Below are 23,331 nucleotides of genomic sequence, written 5' to 3' on the forward strand. Positions count from 1 at the left end.
ACGACACTTCCAGTGCGCGACGGGTGAACGACGTCGACTGTCGGTGGTGGCTTCATTGAGACTGGGGAGTCTCGTTGACTGGGGTACGACGATTTGTGCGGTATTCGGCCGCGCTGGCGGTGGTCGCGTTGGCGATCACCCTTTCTGCATGTGTCGGCACGGCCGAAGGGCCGTCTGCTGCTGCGCCGTCTGAGGGCGGCACGCAGAACACGACGACGGGTCGGACGGAGACGGTGCCGGCGCCGGACGGGGGGACGACCGATGACGTCGTCGAGACGGCACCGGCATCGCCCACGAAAGAGGTCGGCCTCGACGAGAAGGCCGACGTCGGCGCCGGGGTGACCGCGTGGATCGAGAAAGTCCGCAGCATCTCAGTGACGGCGAAGACGCCCGGTGAGATCGCCGGACCCGCTGTGGCCGTGGAGCTATCGGTGCACAATGGCGGCGACGAGCCGATCGACCTGTCCACCGCCATGGTCAGCCTCACATCCGGCGACGACCTCCTGGGTCAGCCGACCACATCCGACCCGTACGCACCTTTCTCCGGATCGCTTGATGCGGATGAGACCGCGTCGGCCACTTATGTCTTTCTGCTGCCCGAGGAGTCCCGTTCGGACATCTCGGTGAGCATCCAATACGTCGCGGGGGCGCCCATCGCGCTCTTCGCCGAACAGAACTGAGTCGGGGGACCTCATGAAGTTCACAACCAAGATCACTCGCATCGCTGCGACGGTCGCCGCCACAGCGCTCGTGCTCACAGGAGCCGTGGCGACCGGAACGGCAGCCGTGGCCGCGGAGGGCGACCTCAGCGGCGTCGCGCCGATCGAGCAGCGCAATGCCCAGACGGTGACAGCCGACGGCCTTCCCACGGTGCAGCTCGACTCGGGCATCGTATGGACGCAGGTGATGAACGGCAACGTCGTGTACGCCGGAGGCAGCTTCTCGCAGACGCGGCCGGCCAACGCCGCACCCGGCACGAACCTGACGCCGCGCTCGAACCTGCTCGCCTACGACGTGACAACGGGAAACCTGCTCCCGTTCGCGCCGCAGATCAACGGCACGGTGAAGTCGCTCGCCCTCTCTCCTGACGGGCGCACGCTCTACGTGGGTGGGTCGTTCTCGAAGGTCGGCGACGTCACCCGCTTCAACGTCGCCGCATTCGACACGGTTACGGGGCAGCTCTCCAACACCTTCAAGCCGGCGATCGGCGGGTCCTACGTCAATGCCATCGTGGCCACCGACACGGTCGTCTACTTCGGCGGCCTCATCGGTGCCGCCGGCGGCATCAGCCGACAGAACCTCGCCGCGGCCAATGCCTCGAACGGCCAGGTGCTCGGCTGGGCGCCCACCACTGACCTGCAGGTGGACTCGATGGTGATGGCTCCGGGCGGGGGGAAGCTGATCATCGCCGGGCGCTTCGCCCGCGTGAATGGCGTTACGCAGCGAGGCCTCGGCGCCCTCGATCTCACGAATGGATCGCTCCTTCCCTGGAGTGTCACGAACACCGTGAAGAACGGCCGTAATGACGGCTCCGGAAACTCGGGCAAGGCGGGCATCTGGGCCGTCACTGCGGACGACCACAACGTCTACGGCACCGGCTGGGTCTTCGCCGACGTCGCGACCGGCAATCTCGAGGGCCTCTTCGCCGCCGAAGGGCAGTCGGGGGATATCGTCTGGATCGCGGACTGCCACGGCGACCACTACGGCGTCTTCAGCGACGGCACCAATGTCTACAGCACGGGACACGAGCACGAGTGCACGACAGCGGGTGGTCTTCCGCAGGGTAACGGCACGATGCGCAATGCGACCGTCTACACCGCAGAGCGTAAGGGAACGCTGACCCGCTCCCCGTACGTCAACAGCATCTATGCCGACTGGAGCGGATACCCGGCTCCCGCCGCGGTCAACTGGTTCCCCGACTGGCTCGGCGGAACCGCGTCCGGAATGGGTCAGGCCGGCTGGACCATCACGGGTAACGACGACTACGTGGTCTTCGGCGGAGAGTTCATCGGGCTGAATAACCAGCGGCAGCAGGGCCTCGTGCGTTTCGCGCGGAACCCGCAGGGCGGCGCCAAGCAGGGTCCGCGTCTGTCGGGCTCGGACTGGACCCCCACGGCGAAGTCGGTGCTGCCGGGCACGGTGGCGGTGAGGATCGGCTCGAACTGGGACCGGGACGACCGCGACCTGACGTACGAGCTCTGGGAGCAGGGGGCCAGCGCTCCGAGCGACAGCAAGGTGGGCAAGTCCACGTTCTGGAACCTTCCCACTGTGAGCCTGACGGCCTCGGGCCTGCAGGCAGGCTCGTCCCACACGTACCGCGTCGTCGTCAAGGACGGCGACGGCAACTCCGCGACCAGTTCGTGGGTCACCGCGACGGTCACGAACACCGCACCGTCGGCGTACGCGAGCCAGGTTCTCAACGACGATCCGTCCATCTACTGGCGCTTCGGCGGTGACTCTCTGGCAAGCGACTGGGCGGGCAGCTACGAGGCTCGGATCGGTAGCGGCGTGACCGCGATGACGGATTCGCCGATCTCGGGCGAGACCGGCTCGGCGAGGTTCAACGGCACCACGAACGGCAGCGCCGGTACCTCCACGACCATCTCGGCGACACCGGCCTACAGCGTGGAGCTGTGGTTCAAGTCGACCAGCGGCTCCGGCGGCAAGCTCATCGGCTACGGCGACGCGAGGACGGGGAACTCGTCCTCCTACGACCGCCATGTCTACCTGACGAACTCGGGCCAGATCATCTACGGGAACTACCCCGGTGGAGTGCAGACGGTGTCGACGCCGGGCGGCCGCTCGTACGCGGACGGCAGCTGGCACCATGTGGTGGCCACTCAGGGCTCCGGCGGTATGGCGCTCTACGTCGACGGTCAGCTGGCGGCATCCAACCCGTCGGTCACGACGGCTCAGGGCTACACGGGCTACTGGAGGGTCGGTGGCGACAACCTGAACGGGTGGCCGAGCCAGCCGAGCAGCTCATACTTCACCGGGCAGATCGACGAGGTCGCCGTGTATGGGGCGGCGCTCAACGCGCAGCAGGTCGCCCAGCACTATGCGATCGGCACCGGCGCCGAGGCCCCGACGCCGAGTTTCACCGTCGCCGGTGAGGATCTCACTCGCACCTTCGATGGAAGCGCCTCCTCTGCGGATTCCGGGCACTCGATCACCGGCTACGAGTGGGACTTCGGCGACAGCACACCGAAGGAGAGCACCGCGATCGTGTCGCACACGTATTCGTCCGCGGGCACATACACGGTCACGCTGAGGGTCACCGACGACCGCGGGCTAACGGCCACGAAGACAGCTTCTGTCACGGTGACCGCGCCCCACGAGGCGCCCACCGCAGTGATCGGCAGCGAGGCGGACGGCCTTACTGTATCCTTCAGTTCCGCTGGCTCGACGGCGGCCGAGGGCTCAGAGGTCACTGCCTACGCGTGGGACTTCGGTGACGGTGAGACTTCGACCGAGGCAAACCCGACGCACAGCTACGACGGTGCCGGGACCTATACCGTTGCGCTCGTCGTGACCGACGACTCGGGCGCCGACAGCGCACCGGCGACGACGGAGGTCGAGGTCGAGCATGCGGATCCGATTGCCGCCTTCGACATCTCGGTGAGCGGCCCGACCGTGCATGTCGATGCGGACGAATCGGCCGCTTCGGACGGTGCGAGTCTGACCTACGCATGGAACTGGGGCGACAACAGCACAGTGGGCTCTGGCGAGGCCACAACCCACACCTACGAAGAAGCGGGCACGTACACCGTCACTCTGACGGTGACCGACAGCCTCGGCTCATCGGCCAGCGTCAGCCACGACGTCGAGGTCTTCGCCGAGGTCTTCCTCGTCCGAGATACCTTCGAGCGCAGCTCATCCAGCGGCTGGGCCGCCGCCGACATCGGAGGTACCTGGTCGGGGACTACAAGCTTCTCGGTCTCCGACGGCGTCGGGAAGATCTCGCTGAATAAGAGCCAGACCCGCCGAACCACGCTCGAAGGAGCGACAGCGTCCGAGTTCGACATGTCGTCGGTCTTCTCGGTCGATCGGGTAGCCGACGGGGGAGGGATCCACTTCAACCTCGCGGGTCACCGCAATGAGAATGGCGAGTATCGGGCGAAGCTGCGGATCACGGCGGCGGGAGCCGTCATCGTGAACCTCGCCTCGGTTGTCGGGACGGCGGAGACGTTGATCGCCGCGAAGACCTTGTCGGGTTTCACCTACACGGCGGGTGAACGCCTGAACGTACGGTTCACGGCAGCACAGCCGACTGCGTCCCGCACCGACCTGAAGATCAAGGTCTGGCCCGTGGGATCTACGGAGCCTGACGAGTGGACCGCGACAGCGACCAGTACCGAAGCAGCCCTCCAGGGCGCAGGGGAGTTCGGGGTCGGCGCCTACGGAACCGGCACCATCACCAACGGTCCCGTAACGATCTCGGTCGACGACGTGATCGTGCGGGGCGCCGGAGAGGAAGCGGCGCACATTGCTCCCGTGGCGCAGATCGGCTCGACCAGGGACGGTCTTGTCGTGAGCTTCGACGGCAGCGGGTCGACCACGTCGGATGGTGCCACCCTCGCCGGCTACGCCTGGGACTTCGGCGATGGTCACACCTCCACAGAGGCGATGCCGACCCACGCCTATGACGAGGCAGGTACATACGAGGTATCCCTGACCGTGACGGACAGCCTCGGCGCGTCGAGCGCTGTCGCCACGGCCTCCGTCACGGTCGCGCACGCGGATCCGATCGCACGTTTCTCGGAGTCGCGTTCGGAGCTGTCGGTCGAGGTCGACGGCTCCGCCTCGACGGCCTCAGACGGGGCGACACTCTCGTACAGCTGGAGCTGGGGTGACGACAGCGACCACTCGACGGGGGAGACCGCCTCGCACACCTATGCGGCGGCAGGCGAGTACGAGGTGACGCTGACGGTTACCGACAGCCTCGGAGCTTCGGCGACGACGTCGAAGATCATCCAGGTCTCCGCGGAGTCATTCGTCGCGCGCGACGATTTCCAGCGCACTGTGGGCTCCGGCTGGGGCACCGCCGTGACGGGTGGCGACTGGAGCGCGACCGCGGGCTTGTCGGTGGCGGACGGGGCAGGTCTGCTCACCGTCGGGCGTTCGCAGACCCGCCGTGGTGTCTTGGCGGGTGTCTCCGCGGAGAACGTGGACGCGCGTCTGACATTCTCAACGGACAAGGTCGCCGATGGTGGAGGTCTTCACTTCAACTATGCGGTTCGCCGGAGCTTGACCGATGAGTATCGGGCAAAGCTCAGGATCTCTGCCGCCGGCGTCGTTGCCGTGGGAATCGCCAAGATCGTTGACGGAACCGAGACATTGATCGCGAACCGGAACCTGTCCGGGTACACCCACACCGCAGACGCCAAACTGCAGGTGCGCTTCCAAGCGGTGACGGAGGGTGCGAGTACGACGCTCCGAGTGAAGGTCTGGGCGGACGGCACCGAGGAGCCCTCGTCGTGGTGGGCAACCGCGAGCGACGCGACGTCTTCGCTGCAGGGCCCCGGTGAGATCGCCGTCAGCAGCTACGTGGCGGGCACGGCGACGAACGGTCCCGTCGTGGTCGCGATCCACGATCTGAGCGTGCAGTAGGCGAGCGACACGTCTGATGGGGTCCGGTCGAGTCGAGTACTCGATCGGACCTCATCTTCGTGTGGGTGACGAAGCCAGGTTGAGCACCCGTTCGAGGGCACGCGTCACCGGTCGCGGCGCACGGAAGAGCCAGCAGATGGGCGCCCGCTCCTTCAGCGCGGCGAGTGCGCTCCCGATCACGAGAGCCAGGATCAGATTGATCACGGCGAGCAGGAGCGGAGGAAGTGCGTGTAGCGTCCACTGCGAGAACATCGCCATGAGCGGGAAGTGGCTGACGTAGTACACGAGCGAGGAGCGGCCCACGAAGCGGAGCCGCCGCAGCGGCTTCCGCGCGGCCTCCAACCGTGAGTAGAGCGCAGAAAGGCTCAGGGCTCCTGCGATGCTCAGAGGCGCACCCCATACCGCGTATTGGACGGCATCTGTCCAGATGATCGCGACGACTCCGAACGCGACGACGGGAAGGGCGAGGGTCAGTGCAACCCGCCCCCTGGAGAGCCACTCGAGTGCCGCTGGACGATTGCCCAGCCATGAACCCGCGAAGAAGAAGATCGCGAAGTAGGCGAGGCGCTGCTCGGTGCTCCCGTACGGGAGTAGCTGCCCCAGCACTGCAGCCGCAGCGATCGGCACCCACACGGGAAGGCGACGGAAGGCGGGTGCGACCAGGTAGTAGACGCCGATGAAGAACAGGAACCACAGGTATGAGGTCGCATACCAGGCGCGCCAATGCCACCATGGCATGCCCTCGACATCCAGGAAGGTCGCCTTCGCGATGAGGACCCACACGAGATACGGCCACAGGATCATCGCGAACTTCCCGGCGTAGTACGCAGGAAGTGGTTTACGCAGGGACTTCGCCAGCAGGATGCCGGAAAGGAGCATGAGCGTCGGCATGCGATACGGCAGGAAGAACGCGTTCGCAGCCCGGATGGACTCGGGCATCTGGAGACCGAGCATCTCGGGGATGGCGCTCGCATGCCACATCAGGAGGAGGACGATCGCGGTGCCGCGCACCGAGTCCATCCAATGGATCCGAGACGGGGGCGTGATCGACGACGCGCTCATCCGCGTGCTCGGACCTTCTTCTCGCTCTGGATCTTTTTTGGGCGGAGGACGGCGCGTACCCGCTGGAACGTTCCGCGAGCGGTCCGAAGCGCCGTCCGCGGGGCCGAGAGGGACAGCCGCATCAGTCCGAATCCGCCGTAGCGGGGTGTCGGCCGACCGGCGACGATCGAACCGACCATCCGCGCGAAGAGGAAGGTGCGTCTGTTCACCTGCAGAGGCTGCGCTGCGGCCAGCGCGGCAGGAGCCAGTTCCTTCAACTGCAGGAAGCCGGCAGCTTCAGCCGCCAGCACGGCTGCAAGTCCGCGTGGAGTCCGCGCTATGAGCGCGCTCTGCCCGGCACCCTCATCGAAGACCGGATAGCCGCGTTCATCCGTGTCCCACGAGTCGGCCGCGACGACGTCCGCGGACTCGCCGATGCCGTCCGGACAGATCTTGCACCGCCATTGGGTCGCAGGTCCCAGGGTCGAGCCCCAGGAGTTCTCGTAGTCCGTGCTCACCTCACCACCGTCGAACGAGGCGACGAACCTGCCGGGCCAGCCCTCCCCCCGGTAGCGCAACGCAGTGATCTCGTCCATCGGCGGGCCTCCGAGATCACGCACGAGCTTTTCTGTCGCCTGCTGACTGGGAGTGCCGGCGCAGAAGAAGGACAGGAGGAGTGGAGCGTCCTCGCTCAACTCGGCGGCACGCAGGGCGCTGATCTCGCAGGGCTTGCCGGTCACGGCTGTAGGCGATGCGAGGATCTCGGGGCTCCCCGCGACGGCCACCGGCGCATAGCGCGAACCGCCGGAGGCGAGGGCGGCCTCTCGTGTCGTGATCGTGACCGGGACCGTTCGGCTCGGGTTCGTCCGGGAGGCGGCTGCGGAGACGATTCGAGTATCTATGTCCTGATCCAGCAGCCACTGGTGGAGCGCCGTCAGTGCCCCGCCGCTGGACCCCCCGTGACGCGCCGTCTCATCGGTCGCCCATGCCACCCACATCCCGAAGTACGAGCCCAGGAGCGGATGACGACGCGCACCTTCTGGCCGCTGCGCGTCCATCCTTCGACCGGGGCACGCTCGATCGAAGATCTTCGCGGCGCCGTCGAGCTGGTCGGGGTCGCTCACCGGCTTTGGGCGCAGATACCCGGACTCCAGCGACATCTCCAGCCCGCGGTCCAGGAGCGTGCACATCCCGCAACCGCTGCAGGCATCGGCTTGGACGACCCTGCGGACGCGCGTGCGCAGATCGCTCACAACAGTTCTCGCAGATCCTGTTCGATGGCCGTGATCGCTCGACGGCCACGGTCTCGCGCCGACTCGGCGCCCTCGGCGAGGAAAGGGTCGGCCGCGATGCGGATGACCTCAGTCGCCACCTCCTGCGGTGCGCCCAGCGACAGGACGTGCGGCCAGCCGATCTCGTCGAACAGCGGCTTGAACTTCCGCGAGTAGGCGATCGCGATAGCAGGAGTCCCGGTGGACACGGCATTCAGGCAGGCGTGCATCCGCGAGCCGACGACGAGGTTCGCTCCCTGGACGGCACGACGTACGTCATCGAGATCGGCCGGCACCCGAAGCGACACGCCGCCACCGTACTCCTCGGCCAGCGACCGGGCGACAGGCACGTCATTGTCGGGGTCGGCGGAGTCGAGGACGTGAGGCAACAACGTCACCGATCTGCCGGCGCCCAGCAGTCCCGTGATCGCTGCCCGGACGAAGGCCTGGTAGTCGCTGCTGTCGAGGTGGCTGTTGGGCTTCCAGAGCAGCCCGGAGACGTTCAGCAGGACGTCCGCGGTGTCGCCGGAGGACGGCTGATCGACGCCGAATACGAGGTCGCTCGTGAGTCTGTCGACGGGGCGGCCGAGCGTGCGCGCGGCCTCGACGCTCGCCGGATCGCGGGCGTACACGAGCTCTGAGCGTCGCATGTTTCGTCTCGCCCACTTGCGTCCGGTGCGGGTCCGGAAGGGGCCGATGGTCTGCGGTGCCAGCACCGTCGGGACACCTGCCTGCTGCGCGAACTCGTAGAGGAGGGACATCTTCCGATGACGGTCGATCCCGTAGATGTCGGCGAAGCTGTCTCCAGAGCGCGTGTCCCAGACCAGATCGAAGCGGCGCAGCCACCGCATCATCCCGTGCTCGTTCAGCACTCGCTCTCGGACGAGGGATCGAGCGTGTCCGAATCGCAGCTCGTCGGGGCGGTGGCCGAAGTCGACGTACTCCACCTCGACGTCGGGCCAAACCCGCCGCAGGAGGTCGCGAGAGCCCCGCGCAAGGGCGCGGACGCCGAGGTTCGTCGATGCCTCGCTGGCCCACAGTACGACGACACGCAACCCGGGCCTCCCCTTGGCTCTCCGCTGGTGACGATCCAGTCTACAGAGATCTCTCACGGGCCCGTCCGAGTACGATGCGTTGTGCGACGCGCTGCGGGGAGGAGGGGCCATGGGGAGCGACCCGCTTCGTCTCTTGGCGATCCTCGTCATCGGCGCGAACGTCGGCCTCGCTCTGTGGCTCATCTTCCGGTCGAATGCCAGATGGGCGATGGTCGCCTGGGCTGTCGCGCTCTTCCTCACACCCGTCTACGTCAACTTCTCGGTACAGGGCATCGCCCTGACCCTTCTTGATCTGGTCACGATCGTCGCGATCGTCAGCTGTTGGCCGGGCGCCCGATTGCGCTGGTCGATCATCGACACTCTTGTCTCGGCTGCGTTCGTGACATTGTTCGTCGGGTTGGCGTTCGGCGGAGTCTGGGGGCATGTGCAGTACACGCTCGTGTCGTGGTTCATCCCCTACATCTGGGGCCGCATAGCCCTAGCCCGCGTCGGATCGGACTTCGTCGCTTCGTGCGTCTCGATCGGCGCCGTCGCGGCAGCGTCCCTGGCCATCGTGGAGTTCATCAGCGGAGCCAACCTGTTCGTCCAGCTCCCGGGTGTCGCCGGCGCGATGTGGACGAATCTGCAGTACCGAGGCGGACTCCTTCGCGCCGAAGGGGCGTTCGGACACTCGATCTCGCTGGGGTCGAGTCTCGCGATCGCCAGCGCGTTCGTCCTGGCGACCCGCTGGCGGTGGTGGTGGAAGGCCGGTGCCCTCACCGTCGTCGGCACCGCTATCGTGATGACGCTCAGCCGGATCGGTCTCGTGGGCTTGCTGCTCGTCGTATCGCTGTCGATCGCGTTCCTCGGCCGCTACATCCGGGCGGGTCAGCGTCTGGCGATGCTCGGTCTGTCCGCCGTGGCGATGCTCGCCGCGATCCCGTTCATCACGGTCGTGTTCGATGACGCAGGTGACGAAGCGGCGGGGAGCGCGGACTATCGAGCTGACCTCCTCCCGCTCGTGCGGGAGATGAACGTCCTCGGTGTCTCGGATGCTCGCCGGGTCTCGCCCACCGGGGAGGACTACTTCGGAAGCTTCAGGTCGATCGACAGCGCGCTCATCCTGACGGGACTGAGGCATGGACTTCTTCCGCTCATCATCTTCATCGTGATGCTGCTGATCTGCGTGTGGGTCGTGGTCACCGGTCGCGGAAGCCCCGCCGCGGTCGCGATCGTGAGTCAGATCCCCGCGCTGGCGACGGTCGCGCTTATCACGCAGTACTCACAGCTGCTCTGGTTCGTCGCAGGGTTGGCGGTCACCTCCTATAGTCTGGACGCCAGCCGCAGGAGCAGCCCCGATCGCGACAGGTTGCCAGCCTTGGTGCGGCACGGGGTGCTGGGGGCAAAGTGAGTCATACGCAGACAGCAACGACCAGGCTCGCTTCTGCGTTCCTGCAGTACTGGTGGGTGATCATCGTTGCGGGCCTGGTGGGCGGGTTACTGGCTTATGGGTACAGTTCAACGCTTACACCGATTTACCATTCGACGGCGTCCATCTACTTCTCGATGAGGACTGCCTCCAGTGGATCGGATATCAATCAGGGATCGGCTTACACGCAGAACCAGATGTTGTCGTTCGCTCAGCTCGTGCGGTCCGCTGAGGTCCTGGACAGTGTCCGAGATGATCTCTCCGAGGAAGGCGTTGAGCTCACTAACAGTGAACTGCGTCGCATGACCAAGGTCGGAATTCCGCAGAATACGGTCGTGCTCGAGATCACCGCTGCCTCTGCCAGCAACGATGTTGCGGCTCTCGTCGCCAACTCGATCGCCGAGAACCTGACGGATGTCGTCTACGACATCGCGCCCAAGGACGGTGCGGGCGCGTCGACGGTCGTAGCTCGCGTCATCGACCCAGGCGTCCCCGCATCCTTCCAGTCCTCGCCTGACAAGCCACAGAACGCTATCGTCGGGGTGTTGATCGGCGGGCTCGCAGCAGCTTTTGGCTTGACCGTTCTCGCGCTCCTTGACACGCGCGTTCGCTCCCGCGCGGCGCTAGCCGAAGTCACAGAGATTCCCGTGCTCAGCGCCGTCCCGCGTCAGAATCGCAAGCATACCGGCCCGGTCATGACCTTGAGACCAAACGGGTTTGCCGCGGAGGCGTACCGTCAGTTGCGTTCTGCGCTGAAGTTCTCAGCGGTGGAACATCCGATCGGAGCCATCGCTGTAACGTCGTCAGTCGCAGGCGAGGGGAAGACGACGACCGCCATAAATCTCGCGCTCGCTTACGTCGAATCCGGGCACCGAGTGCTGCTGATCGACGCTGACCTGCGTCGGCCGATGGTGGCGACAGTGCTGGGGTTGGAGAACGCCGTGGGCATCACGTCTGTGCTGGTGGAATCGGTCGGAGTCGAAGAAGCCCTCATCCATAGCGCCGATAACCTTGATGTCTTGACGGCCGGCGAGAATGCCCCCAACCCCGCAGAGCTTCTTGCATCGAATCGGATGCGGCTACTCATTGAGGCACTCCGATCCGACTACGACCTTGTCGTGGTCGATACTGCGCCCGTCCTGTCGGTCTCGGACGCGACAGTCATCTCACAGTACGTCGATACGATGGTCGCGGTCGTGAACGCGCGCAAGACAAGCAAGGCGCAGGTCGAGCGCTCAATCTCCGCGCTCGAGGCTGTCGGTGCGAACGTTGCTGGCTTCGTGCTGAACAACGTTGCGCAGTCTCGTCGCGACAGCTACTACTACGCGTCTGAAGAATAGTCGGACTGGGGCTGGCCTGCACCGCTGCCCACAGCAGCTAGCACCGTTGTTCGATACATCGTGAGTGAATGGCGTCGGGCCGCGGATTCGGCGCTATTGGTGAGAAGCGGCAAGATTGTTGTCCATCGTTCATGGATTTCTTGGAGTGCATCCGCCAGCGCATGAGGCGAGCCGGGGGAGACCAGGCGTGTGGTCGGGTAGCCTCCCGCGGCCTCTCGCAGACCGCTCGTGTCGCTTGCGACGACGGGACGATGTGCGAGTATCCCCTCGACGGCCGTATTGCCGAACGGTTCGTCGAGGCGGCTGGGAACGACTAATACGTCGTGCTCCGCGAGCACGGACCAGACATCGGAGCGAAACCCGAGGAAGTCGATGGCAGCGGGCACCTTCCCGGCTAGCGTCCGTAGTTCCTGCTCATACCACTCGTACCCTGTAAAGGCCGAACCGAGTACCGAGAGGCGCACTTTTCGACCCCGTTCGACAAGGATCGAGATGGCCCGCACGAGATCGTCCACACCTTTACGGGGCGAAAGTCGTCCCACGTATAGGACGCGCAACTCCTCCACGTCTGAGCGCGGAGCGGAGACAGTGGTCGGCCCGGCCACGCCGTTGTATATGACTCGGGCGCGCCGTGCAAGCCTCGGCAGTGCAACACGGATCGTCTCTAGGCTGAACTCGCTGTTTACGAGAACTGTCGTAGATGCGAGGAGCGGAAGATAGAGAAGACGGTTGAGTAAGCGGGAGGCCGAGGCTTCCGCCTCGTGAACATGACTAACCGTCCGCAACCGGAGGAGCCGAGCAATGAGCGGCCACTGTGGGATTGTAATCGTGCTGACATACAGCGTGGCCGGACGCACTCTTCGCAGCAGCCGCCACGCTGCGCGAGTTCCTTGGAACGCTCGGCTAACAAGAATGGGCCATCCACTCGGCGCTACGAGTGCCTTGCGCAGGACGAGCATAGGGAGTCGGACGACTTCCGCGCCGGCGTCCGTAAGAAGCTGAACCAGCGGGCCGTCCTCCGGGAGCACCACGATCACTCGTGCGCCTGCATCCGTCATCCCCCGGACGCTCTCCAGCATCATACGGTCGGACCCGAAGAGCTCACTGCCCGGATGAGCCACCACGTAGGTCGGATGCGAGGGCAGGCGATGCTCAACCATGTATCGGTCCATTCAAGTCTCGGGTTCAGTGGGCTGGCTGGCAGGCGCGCAGTACGGGATAGGCTGGAATTCAGGGGAGCGAGGGCCGTGGGACACAGCATTCTCTTTGTATGCACCGCGAACGTTTGTCGTTCGCCGATGATGGAGTTCGAATTTCGAAGACTGGTTGACGCGTCCGCGCGATCCGGTGTGTGGCGCGTCGCCAGCGCAGGAACTCATGTCGGAAATGCTCATGATGTGTGCTCAGAGGTTTCGTGGGCGTTCCGGAATGAGGAAAAGCTCGTCGACACGGTCGAGATCCGGCGCCCCCAGCCGGTGACGGTTGAGGTGCTCGAGTCCCATGAGCTTGTCATTACCGCCTCTCTTGCGGAACGAGCCGCGATTGCTCGAATACTACCCTCAGCCCGCAGCCGCACGTTCACTCTGCGAGAGGCGTTGGCCCTATCACGCACTCCTACGTGGTCCGGCGCAAGCCTCTCGGAGCTGAGCAGCGAACTTGATAGCCATCGTGGGAAGGGAGTGCTTCCGGTAGCGAAGTCCAATCGGTTCTGGTTCCGCGGAGTGCACCCGCTCGACATTCCTGATGTCCACTCTTCCCACGCATTGCGTCATCGCAGAACACTTGCCTCGACGCGGCAGCTCGTAAGAGCGTTGGAGCAACGGCTCGTTGCTGGCCTCGAACTTGGTCGAGAGGGTTAAGCGCGTCGACGTACTTTGCGCGCCGATTCGTGGATCGATTCACCCCCGGCAATTCTGTACGCCAGACGTTTGTACGCCTCGGCGACGCCATCCCAGCGGAATTCACGAGTAGCTCGTTCGCGGATCTGCGACGCGATTCGTGCAACAACGTCAGGGTTCGATTCGGCCGTCATGATCTGGGACGCCACCCCCGCGGGATCGGCGAAGAACCATCCTTGGCCGCCAAGCGTCTCACGATTGAAGCCGACGTCGAAGGCGATCACGGCTGTCGCCGCGCCCATCGCACGCAGCAGGGACGGGTTTGTGCCGCCGACGGAGTGGCCGTGCACGTAGGTATGCGCGTGAAAGTAGAGTGCATCGAGCAGCTCTTGATCATAGATCGCTCCGACCAACCGGATGCGCGGGTCGGCATCAGCGATTGATCTGATGCGCCGTGTGTACCCAGCTGCGTACGGAGCTGAACCTACGACGACCAATGGCAGGCTGGCCGGGCTTGAGTGGTACCCCTCGACTATCTCGAGGACGTGGTTCTCGGGCTCGAAGCGCGCGACAACGAGGTGGTATGCACCGGGACTGAGCCCATATTCTGCGATCGCATTCGTCGGCGCGTCGTCGAGAAGGGGAGCGCCGTAGCGGATGAGTTCAGTAGGCACGCCGAACTCGCTGCGGTAGTACTCGGCGATACCGGGTGCATCAGCGATGAGCGCATCCGCGGACCGCACCCCGAACTGCTCGGCCCACCGATAGTAGGCCTTTCCGCGCGCGCCCCACTTCGCACGCTTCCATTCAAGTCCATCCATATGTAGTGCTGTGGGGATGCCGCGGGCACGTAGCATCGGTACGAATGGGGAGTTCGCCGCATTGAACACAAATGCCGCGTCCGGCCGATCGAAGAGCATCGCATGCAAGGAGGACAGGCCGGTGTGACTCAAAGTCTCAAGTTGCTTGACTGGCAACGACGGGAGATTAATGATGCGCATGCCGAGATAGTCTCGGGTCCCCTGCTCTGGACCGCGCGTATACACGGTCACCCGATGGCCATGCGCGACCAGCCTGCGGCCTACTTCCTCTACCGCAGTCTCAAACCCACCGTAGGCAGCCGGCACACCGCGCGTGCCCATCATTGCAATCGATAGGGTCTGCGCTGGCCTTACCGAGGGTGCGGACGCGTCCGCGTGCGCCGAGCCTGCGGTAATCAATACGCCCCCTGAGCTGTGATCATCACTTTCGCAGTGCGCCACATCAGGACGATGTCACTGAGAACGGACCAGTTCTCTACGTACCGCAAGTCGAGGCGCACGCTTTCCTCCCACGTGAGATCACTGCGGCCTCCAACTTGCCAAGGCCCTGTGATGCCGGGCTTTATGTACAGTCGACGGGACACTGGCCCTTGGTAAGACGCGACTTCACTTGGCAAAGGCGGTCGAGGACCCACGACGCTCATCTCGCCCTTCAGTACATTCCAGAACTGGGGCAACTCATCGAGCGAGTACCTCCGAAGAAACTGCCCCACCCGGGTCACTCGTGGATCGTCCCTCAACTTGAACAGGGGGCCCGCTCCTTCGTTCGCGGTCAGCAATGCTTCTTGCTGCGTTTCAGCTCCAACGGTCATCGAGCGGAATTTGAGCATCTTGAACTCTTTCCCGTCGCGGCCCACCCTTGATTGATGGAAAAATACTGGGCCAGGTGAGTCCCACTTGATCGCCACCGCGACGATAGCTGCGATGGGTGCGAATAGGACAACGGCGAACAACGAAACCAGAATGTCCAATGCTCGCTTGACGAAGTGAACGCCTCCATCGAAAGTCGGTATTCGCACATGAATCAGGGGAAGGCCTTCGACTGGGCGTAGGGACATGCGCGGGCCCGCTACATCCGCGATTCGACTCGACAACACCAACTCAGCCGCCGTCTCCTCGAGCTCCCATGCAAGACGTTTGACGTAATTCGGGTCGCCACTCGGTTGGCCCGCGACAATGATCGTGTCCGCACCGAGCACACTTGCTGCCCGGGGACCCGCGTCAGCGCCGCGCACAACTGGGTAAACGTGTTCGTCCACACGGATCCTGTCCCGAACCTCATCGAGAATCACGGTGCCGACGATGTTGTATCCGAGCCTGCCCTCGCTCCCGAGCGTACGGATCGCGTACTCGACATCGTCACGCATCCCGACCACCACCGTGCGCGATGTATAGCGACCGACGGAGCGTTGCGCGATCAGCCAGCGCCGCAAGATCCACCGGGACGCGACCAGTGCGACCAGGCCGACCGGTAGCGCATACAGGAGTTGAGGCCGGATTCCGGGCCACTCGAATATCGCGCCGAGGATCGCGAGGACACCGAAGGCGAAGCCCGTCGCGTGGACAACCCGTGCATACTCCACTGGGCCACTGCCCATGATTGCCGGCTCCCGGGAGTTGAACAGGCTCAGCGTGAGCACCCACAGCACGATGGTGCTCAGTGGAATTTGAAGCCACAACCATGCGTCGCCGGCGGGGAACTGCGGCGCGCTCACGGGCAACGATGCCAGAGAAGCCAGCAGGCAGGCGAGGCCGACGATTGCGGTGTCATGCATCTGCAGTCGTAAGCGGAACCGCCGCTCCCACTGGGCCCGGTTCGCGCTCCTTCTCTCCACACGCGGGGCAGCGTTTGCGTCACGACGGGTCGGTGCCAACGCGCCCAACCTGGGCCTGTGAAAGGTCTGTGCGACCTCATCGATCACGCTCACAGTTCGCCCCCACACGCGAATATTTGTGTCCGCATCCTGCGCCCCCAGCGATTTGCGTTACCTATCTGTCATCTGCGGTTCAGTGCTGCCGTGCTGCCGTGCTCCGACGTGCACAGAGCACGGTGAATTACGCGCCCGCCATGCCCGACCCGGTGTGAGCCCGATGAACACGCCCCCCGGTGTGTTCGGTGGGCCCAGCTCGCGATGCGGGGGAGAAGACATCGCCGTCGGGTCGGGCATGACGGGGGCGCGATCAGGTCGAGTGCGCGCTCCGCAGAGCAGGCACTCGACCTGATCGGCCTGACGGCAGCCACTGTGTGGCCGATCGTCCGTGCGCTCCACGGAGGAATGTGCGTGAACGGACGGAACCCGTCAGGGGGCCGTGTGAGCTAGAACTACTGCTCGGCACAGCCGTGTCGTGATCGACAGGTCGCAATGCGAATGCGCGCATCGAGCCTCGCCCCCACGCCTGCTGCTCAGCAAGCGGTCCGGCAAGGTGGCCATCGACCACGTCGTCCAAGGGTGTCGCAAGCATCGACACGCTGCGGTGCCTCTGGTGCGTCAATCGAACCAGCGCCGGCGTGATGTGCCAGGGCGCCGTTAATCGTCTCCCCATGAACGTGTCCCCAATTTCCCCAATGAGCGGGACCATGCCCGCGTTCCCCCAAGCGGAACAAGTCCGCCCCCAACGGTCAGCTCCCGGATGGACTTCCCACATCGACCCGGATCTGTTCGAGAACGCCGACCCCTCGGCATTCTCGCCGCCTGGTGGCGGCTGACCTGGCACGAGTATGGCATACGCTCCTCAGGAATGGAAGATCGTCGTGTGCCGAAGCCACCCGCGGCGCGTTGCTGCGGGCGATTTCCCAGTGCGTGCGGGTAAAATCGGCGGTGTCCGCGCAGAGTCCCAGCTGCCCCCCAAGCGGCGTTCGGAGCTTCACCGTCCCCAACGGTCCTTCGAGGACGCGTGGATAGGGCCCTCTCGAGTCGACCGTCCCCAACGGCTCCTCCAGAGGGCCCGCCTCTCTTTCGAGCGCCGCTTGGCCGACGCCCGACGGCTCGCGATCCGCGCGGTCGGACCGGTTTTGTCAGGACGGCGTGCAAATGCCGCGCCTTACGATTGACCTCATGTGTGGAATCGTCGGATACGTGGGCCCGCGTGACAGCCAGGCCATCCTGCTCTCGGGGCTCGCGCGCCTGGAATATCGCGGCTATGACTCCGCGGGCATCGCCGTCATCGACGGTGACGGCGGGCTCGGCATGCGCAAGCGCGCCGGCAAGCTGCAGGTGCTGCGCGACGACCTGGCCGCCCATCCGATGCCGGACGGGACGACCGGCATCGGACACACGCGTTGGGCCACGCACGGCGGTCCGACCGATGCGAACGCCCACCCGCACCTGGCCGACGATGACAAGCTCGCCGTCATCCACAACGGCATCATCGAGAACTTCGCCGAGCTCAAGGCGGAGCTGACCGAGCAGGGGTTCACATTCCGCAGCGAGACCGACACCGAGGTGGCCGCCGTGCTGCTGGGACGCGAGTACGCGGCATCCGGTGACCTCGTCGCCGCTTTCCGCACCGTCGTGCAGCGCCTCGAAGGCGCCTACACGCTGCTGGCGATGCACCGCGACCACCCCGGCCTGGTCGTGGGCGCGCGTCGCAACTCGCCGCTGGTGATCGGCCTGGGTGAGGGGGAGAACTTCCTCGGCTCCGACGTCGCCGCCTTCGTCGAGCACACCCGCAGCGCGCTCGCCATCGGCCAGGACGAGATCGTGGCGATCACCCCGAGCGGCGTGGAGGTCACGGACTTCGCCGGCGACCCGGTCGCGGTCGAGCCCTTCGAGGTGCACTGGGACGCCGCCGCGGCGGAGAAGGGCGGCTGGCCCTCGTTCATGGCCAAGGAGGTCTCCGAGGAGCCCGAGGCCGTCGCCAACACCATCCGTGGGCGCGTCCGTGACGGCGAGGTCGTCATCCCCGAGCTCGACGGACTCGACGGCCTGTTCGCCGGCATCTCGCGCATCGTGATCATCGCGTGCGGCACCGCCGCCTACGCCGGGCAGACCGGCAAGTACGCGCTCGAGCAGTGGACCCGCGTGCCCGTCGACGTGGAGCTCGCCCACGAGTTCCGCTACCGCGACCCGGTCATCGGCCCCGACACCCTCGTCGTCTCGATCTCGCAGTCGGGTGAGACGATGGACACGCTCATGGCGGTGAAGTACGCCCGCGAGCACGGGGCCAAGACGCTGTCGATCTGCAACACGCAGGGCGCGACGATCCCCCGCGAATCGGATGCCATCGTCTACACGCACGCCGGCCCCGAAGTCGCCGTCGCCTCGACGAAGGCGTTCGTCGCGCAGATCACCGCGCTGTACCTGCTCGCCCTGCACGTGGGCCGCGTCCGCGGTGTGCTCTCGCCGGCGCAGTCGGCCGCGCAGGTCGCCGAGCTGGAGGCGGTGCCCGACAAGATCGCGCGGGTGCTCGAGAGCGAGCAGGCCCATATCGAGCAGTTCGCGCACTGGATGGCCGACACCCAGTCGGTGCTGTTCCTCGGCCGCCATGTCGGCTACCCGATCGCGCTCGAGGGTGCCCTCAAGCTCAAGGAGATCTCGTACATCCACGCCGAGGGCTTCGCCGCCGGCGAGCTCAAGCACGGGCCGATCGCGCTGATCGAGCCCGGGCAGCCGGTCTTCGTGATCGTGCCGTCGCCGAGCCAGTCGGCCGAGCTGCACAAGAAGGTCGTCTCGAACATCCAGGAGATCCGCGCACGCGGCGCCCGGGTGATCGCCATCGCCGAAGAGGGTGACGCCGCGGTGCTGCCGTTCGCCGACGAGGTGCTGCGCATCCCGCTGGCCGCGCCGCTGTTCGAGCCGCTGCTGGCCGTCGTGCCGCTGCACATCTTCGCGATGGGTCTTGCCACCGCGAAGGGCCTCGACGTGGATCAGCCGCGCAACCTGGCCAAGTCGGTCACGGTCGAGTAGGAGGCGGTCCGGCGACGGGGTAGATGTACCCGTCCTCGTCGATCGTGGCGTAGTCGCCGGTGCGCAGGATGCCGCCCGGCAGGGTGCGGGCGGTCGCGACGTCGTCGTTGAGATACCCGGGCGAGATGTTGCCGCCGCTCGCCCAGATCTCGCCGACACGCCCGACGTCCACGTCTGCGCCCCCGGCATCCACGACCCGCAGGCGCACGCCGGGCAGCCCGCGTCCCACCGAGCCCGCACGGCTGCCGCGCGCGTCGGCGCTGAGACACGACAGGCGGGCGGTCGCTTCGGGCCGGCCGTAGGTGGTGAACAGCCGCGCGGACGGGTGCGCCCGGCGCAGCTCGTCATGGATGACCGGCTCCAGGCTCCCGTCGGAGTGCTGCAGCAGCCGCAGCTGGGGCAGTCGTCGCCACGTGAACGAGCTGTTGCGCACCAGCGCCGTGAACGCCGTCGCCGACCCCGCGAACTCGGTGCAGTTGAACCGCTCCAGCGCATCGACGATCGTCTCGGGCACCGTGGCCGAGCCGTGGTGGACGAGCGAGGCGCCGATGCGCAGGTGCGTGTGCAGCAGCGAGGCGCCGAACGCGTTGCTGAACGGCACCACGACGAGCGTGCGGTCCGGGCTCTCGAGATAGACCCCGTCGAGGATCGACTGCGTGTTGGCTCGGACGTTGCCGTGCGTGATGCGCACGGCCCGCGCCGGGCTGGTCGAGGTGAACAGGTACACCGCGTCGGCGGCTGCTCGCACCGGGGTCGTGGCGAGCCGGGCCGCCCGGCCGGCCTCCCACCCGGACGGGAGCGCGGTCTCGGTCACCGTCGGCGTCGGCGACAGGTCGGTCGGCCAGTGCAGGCCCGCGCCCACCGCGGCGGCGCGACACCCCACCGACTGTGCACGCCGCCACGCCTCGGCCGGTGTGTGCGTCGCCGACAGCGGGACGGCGACCATCCCGGCGCTCAGGATCGCCAGGTACGCGGCGATCCAGAAGAAGCCGTTGCGTGCGAAGAGCGCGACCGGGTCGCCGGCTGTCACGCCGTTCCGGCGCAGCTCGCCGGCGATGACGGCGGCACCGGCGCGCACCTGTGCGTATGAGAAAAGACGGTGCCCCTCGATCCACGCCGCGGCGGTGTCGTGCCCGGAACCGGCGAGGAACCCCGCGACGTTCCATTCGGCGGCCTCGGCGCCGTGACCGGCCGCCACCCGCCCCCGGATGAGGTCGTCGTCGGCATGCTCGTCGGCGATGGTCGGCAGCGCGATCGTCATGGCGCCACCTCCGTGATCGGTGGTGCGGTGCGCGCTCGGGCGCGACGGCGTGCGGCGTCAGCGATGCGTTCCCCCATGAACGTCCCCCATGCTCCACCGCGGGCTCCCCAGTCCGCGGTCCCCATCGCCAGAACTCCCGGCCGATTCCCGCGTCGGCCGGTTGCTGCGTCACGGTGCCGTCGCCGGCACCCGGCGCCCCCAAGGGTTCTGACTTGCGGGCGAGTATCGCACAGTGTGGCGCCGGGGGAAAGGGGTCCGCTGGGCGGGGGCGTTGCGTATATAAGTACCAACTTATATAGTGCGGTCATGCACGTGTTCGAGGTTCTCGCCGACCCGGTCCGGCGCCGGCTGGTCGAGCTGCTCGGCCTGGGCGAGCAGCCGGCCGGTCAGCTGACCGATCTCGTGCGGGCCGAGTTCGGCATCTCACAGCCCGCCGTCTCGCAGCACTTGAAGGTACTCCGCGACGCGGGCTTCGCCACCGTGCGCGCCGACGGCACCCGCCGCCTCTACAGCGTCGACCGGGCCGGGCTCGACGCCGCCGAGACCGCCCTCGAGCGACTGCGCGCCCCGGTGGCCCAGCGCCTCGACGCACTGCACACCGAGATCGCCCGCGGACGGCGCGCGGCGGCATCCACCCTCCGACGCAAGGACGCATCATGAACCCTCTCATCGAGAAGCGCGGCGACCGCTACCGGCTCGTCTACGACGAGCTCTACGCGACCGACATCGACGACCTGTGGGACGCCGTGACCCGTCGCGACCGGCTCGCGCGATGGATGGCGGACTACACGGGAGACCTGCGCCTGGGCGGCACGTGGCAGGTCTCCAGCGACGACGACGGGGTCTGGGGGACCGGCACCGTCACGGCGTGCGAGCCTCCCCACACCTTCACCACGACCTGGCACGCGACGGGGGAGGAGCCGACCGAACTCGTGGTGCGGCTCGAGTCCGCACCCGGCGGCACGCGCCTGGTGCTGGAGCACGCCGGCATCCAATCGATCTTCTACGGGGCCGGATGGCAGACGTACCTCGAGCGCCTCGGGGTGCTGATCGCCGGCGGGCAGCCCGGCGGGGAGGACGCCTGGCAGGCGCGGTTCGCCGAGCTGAAGCCGGACTATCGGGCGCGGTTCGACGCGCTCTGAGCCCGGCCCGCAGCCCGCACGGGGATTAGGCTTGCGGATGCCGCGGTTCCCGTGCGCGGCAGGGAGGCGAGGCGCATGATCATCGGCATCGGCGTCGACCTCGTCGACATTCCGCGGTTCGAACGCTCGCTCGAACGCACGCCGCGACTGGTCGAGCGGCTCTTCGCGCCGGGCGAGCGCGGGCTCAAGCCGCATTCGCTCGCCGCCCGCTACGCGGCCAAGGAGGCGCTCATCAAGGCGCTCGGCGGCTCCGACGGAGTGCACTGGACCGAGATCGAAGTCGCCTCCGAACCGTCCGGACGCCCGGTGTTCGCGCTGTCCGGCCAGACCGCGTCGACGGTCGCCGGGCGCGGCATCACCGTCGTGCACCTCTCCCTCACCCACGACGCCGGAATGGCGGCGGCGTATGTCGTGGCCGAGAACGGCGCGGATGCGGGCACCGGGCGCGGCGCCGGCGACATCGCCACGCGGGACGAGGGTGCTGCATGACCCGGATGCCGGAGGGCACGCTGCGCGAGGCACTCATCGACACCGGAGCCATCACCGCCAACGTCCGCCACCTGCGCCGTCTCACCGACGCCGAGGTCATCGCCGTCGTCAAGGCCGACGGGTACGGCCACGGGGCCGTCCGGTCGGCGGTCGCCGCGCTCGCCGGCGGCGCCACCCGCCTGGCGGTGGCCGACATCGCCGAGGGGATCGCGTTGCGCCGCGCCGGCATCGACGCCCCCGTGCTGGCCTGGCTCCACGCCCCGGGCACCTCGTTCGCGGAGGCCGCCGCGCACGGCATCGAACTGGGCATTTCGAGCATGGACCAGCTGCTGGCCGCCGCCGCGGCGGCATCCCGCGACCAGCCGGTCACCATCCACCTCAAGGTCGAGACGGGCTTGGCCCGCAACGGCATCGCCCCGGCCGACTACGGGCTCGTGTTCGCCGAGGCGGCGCGGCTCGAACGCCTCGGCAGAGTGCGCATCCTCGGCATCTTCAGCCACCTGTCCAATGCCAGCGTCGACGACGACCGCACCGCCGTGTCGCGGTTCCAGGTGGCGCTCGCCGCTGCGGCGCAGCAGGGCATCGCGCCGCCACTGCGACACATCGCCGCCACCCACGCCGCTATCGACCTGCCCGAGTCGCGCTTCGGCTGCGTGCGCATCGGCCTGGGCATCTACGGGCTCTCACCGTTCGAGGACCGGTCCAGCGCCGACCTCGGCCTGCGCCCCGCCATGACCCTGCGCGCCGCCGTGGCCGCGGTGCGCCGCGTGCCGGCCGGTCACGGCGTCTCATACGGCTACGCGCACCGCACCGCCGCCGAATCCACCCTCGCGCTCGTGGCGCTCGGGTACGCCGACGGTGTGCCCCGCGCGGCATCCGGTGCCGGCCCTGTGGTGATCGGCGGCCGCCGCTTCACCGTCGCCGGACGCATCGCGATGGACCAGTTCGTCGTCGACGTCGGCGACCTGCCGGTGGCGGTCGGCGACGAGGCCGTGCTGTTCGGCGACCCGACCCTGGGCGTCCCCTCGGCCGACGAGTGGGGCGACGCGTCGGGCTCGATCAACTACGAGATCGTCACGCGCATCGGACCGCGCGTGCCGCGGCGGCAGGTGGCCCCGTGAGGGGGATGCCGCGCGGCTGCACCGGGA

At 66.7% G+C, this 23,331-nt stretch carries 17 protein-coding genes; 10 read left to right on the forward strand and 7 right to left on the reverse strand.

The genetic code is table 11. The features are described 5' to 3' along the window. Window positions 1–95: 95 nt before the first annotated feature. Complete coding sequence (locus ACQ143_RS10775; protein ID WP_449570685.1) at window positions 96–680, forward strand: DUF4352 domain-containing protein; 585 nt, start codon at window positions 96–98, stop codon at window positions 678–680. A 13-nt stretch (window positions 681–693) separates the two neighbouring features. Continuing rightward, complete coding sequence (locus tag ACQ143_RS10780; RefSeq protein WP_449570686.1) at window positions 694–5,610, forward strand: PKD domain-containing protein; 4,917 nt, start codon at window positions 694–696, stop codon at window positions 5,608–5,610. A 51-nt stretch (window positions 5,611–5,661) separates the two neighbouring features. Here ACQ143_RS10780 and ACQ143_RS10785 read toward each other — a convergent pair whose 3' ends face one another. Genes ACQ143_RS10785 through ACQ143_RS10795 form a run of 3 tightly spaced genes read right to left on the reverse strand, consistent with a single transcriptional unit; the run spans window position 5,662 to window position 8,977 of the window. After that, window positions 5,662–6,630, reverse strand: a complete 969-nt coding sequence (locus tag ACQ143_RS10785) for an acyltransferase family protein (RefSeq protein ID WP_449570687.1) — start codon at window positions 6,628–6,630, stop codon at window positions 5,662–5,664. 38 nt (window positions 6,631–6,668) lie between these two features. Then, a complete protein-coding gene (locus tag ACQ143_RS10790; protein ID WP_449570688.1) occupies window positions 6,669–7,904 on the reverse strand; it encodes a Coenzyme F420 hydrogenase/dehydrogenase, beta subunit C-terminal domain in 1,236 nt (411 codons plus the stop codon). Then, a complete protein-coding gene (locus tag ACQ143_RS10795) occupies window positions 7,901–8,977 on the reverse strand; it encodes a polysaccharide pyruvyl transferase family protein (RefSeq protein ID WP_449570689.1) in 1,077 nt (358 codons plus the stop codon). The genes ACQ143_RS10790 and ACQ143_RS10795 overlap by 4 nt, the downstream gene beginning before the upstream one ends. A gap of 109 nt (window positions 8,978–9,086) precedes the next feature. Here ACQ143_RS10795 and ACQ143_RS10800 point away from each other — a divergent pair, with 109 nt between their 5' ends. Next, window positions 9,087–10,367, forward strand: coding sequence for a hypothetical protein (locus tag ACQ143_RS10800; protein ID WP_449570690.1), 1,281 nt, complete (start codon window positions 9,087–9,089; stop codon window positions 10,365–10,367). Beyond that, the gene (locus tag ACQ143_RS10805; RefSeq protein WP_449570691.1) at window positions 10,364–11,725 is read left to right on the forward strand and encodes a polysaccharide biosynthesis tyrosine autokinase; all 1,362 of its coding nucleotides are present in this window, start codon (window positions 10,364–10,366) and stop codon (window positions 11,723–11,725) included. The genes ACQ143_RS10800 and ACQ143_RS10805 overlap by 4 nt, the downstream gene beginning before the upstream one ends. Here ACQ143_RS10805 and ACQ143_RS10810 read toward each other — a convergent pair. Continuing rightward, on the reverse strand, window positions 11,707–12,897 hold the full coding sequence (locus ACQ143_RS10810) for a glycosyltransferase family 4 protein (protein ID WP_449570692.1): 1,191 nt from the start codon (window positions 12,895–12,897) through the stop codon (window positions 11,707–11,709). The genes ACQ143_RS10805 and ACQ143_RS10810 overlap by 19 nt on opposite strands. Here ACQ143_RS10810 and ACQ143_RS10815 point away from each other — a divergent pair. Then, a complete protein-coding gene (locus tag ACQ143_RS10815) occupies window positions 12,874–13,584 on the forward strand; it encodes an arsenate reductase/protein-tyrosine-phosphatase family protein (RefSeq protein ID WP_449570693.1) in 711 nt (236 codons plus the stop codon). The two genes, ACQ143_RS10810 and ACQ143_RS10815, sit on opposite strands and share 24 nt — an antisense overlap. On the opposite strand, the gene ACQ143_RS10820 is transcribed toward ACQ143_RS10815, so the two are convergent. After that, window positions 13,581–14,708 (reverse strand): glycosyltransferase, encoded by a 1,128-nt coding sequence (locus ACQ143_RS10820; protein ID WP_449570694.1) that lies wholly within the window; start codon window positions 14,706–14,708, stop codon window positions 13,581–13,583. The genes ACQ143_RS10815 and ACQ143_RS10820 overlap by 4 nt on opposite strands. A 71-nt stretch (window positions 14,709–14,779) precedes the next feature. Next, a complete protein-coding gene (locus ACQ143_RS10825) occupies window positions 14,780–16,159 on the reverse strand; it encodes a sugar transferase (RefSeq protein WP_449570695.1) in 1,380 nt (459 codons plus the stop codon). 1,281 nt (window positions 16,160–17,440) lie between these two features. Between ACQ143_RS10825 and glmS the strand changes: the two genes are divergently transcribed. Further along, window positions 17,441–19,291, forward strand: coding sequence for a glutamine--fructose-6-phosphate transaminase (isomerizing) (gene glmS, locus ACQ143_RS10830; RefSeq protein WP_449570696.1), 1,851 nt, complete (start codon window positions 17,441–17,443; stop codon window positions 19,289–19,291). On the opposite strand, the gene ACQ143_RS10835 is transcribed toward glmS, so the two are convergent. Further along, window positions 19,278–20,552, reverse strand: a complete 1,275-nt coding sequence (locus ACQ143_RS10835; RefSeq protein WP_449570697.1) for a class I adenylate-forming enzyme family protein — start codon at window positions 20,550–20,552, stop codon at window positions 19,278–19,280. The genes glmS and ACQ143_RS10835 overlap by 14 nt on opposite strands. A 306-nt stretch (window positions 20,553–20,858) precedes the next feature. Here ACQ143_RS10835 and ACQ143_RS10840 point away from each other — a divergent pair, with 306 nt between their 5' ends. The 4 genes from ACQ143_RS10840 (at window position 20,859) to alr (ending at window position 23,304) form a co-directional block, all read left to right on the forward strand. After that, window positions 20,859–21,212 carry an ArsR/SmtB family transcription factor gene (locus ACQ143_RS10840; protein ID WP_449570698.1) on the forward strand — a complete coding sequence of 118 codons (354 nt, stop codon included), beginning with the start codon at window positions 20,859–20,861 and terminating at the stop codon, window positions 21,210–21,212. Further along, window positions 21,209–21,694 carry an SRPBCC family protein gene (locus tag ACQ143_RS10845; protein WP_449570699.1) on the forward strand — a complete coding sequence of 162 codons (486 nt, stop codon included), beginning with the start codon at window positions 21,209–21,211 and terminating at the stop codon, window positions 21,692–21,694. Before ACQ143_RS10840 ends, ACQ143_RS10845 begins: the two co-directional genes overlap by 4 nt. A gap of 75 nt (window positions 21,695–21,769) precedes the next feature. After that, window positions 21,770–22,183, forward strand: coding sequence for a holo-ACP synthase (locus ACQ143_RS10850; protein WP_449570700.1), 414 nt, complete (start codon window positions 21,770–21,772; stop codon window positions 22,181–22,183). Then, the gene (alr, locus tag ACQ143_RS10855; RefSeq protein WP_449570701.1) at window positions 22,180–23,304 is read left to right on the forward strand and encodes an alanine racemase; all 1,125 of its coding nucleotides are present in this window, start codon (window positions 22,180–22,182) and stop codon (window positions 23,302–23,304) included. Before ACQ143_RS10850 ends, alr begins: the two co-directional genes overlap by 4 nt. Window positions 23,305–23,331: the final 27 nt, after the last annotated feature.

This window comes from Microbacterium pollutisoli (assembly GCF_053586795.1).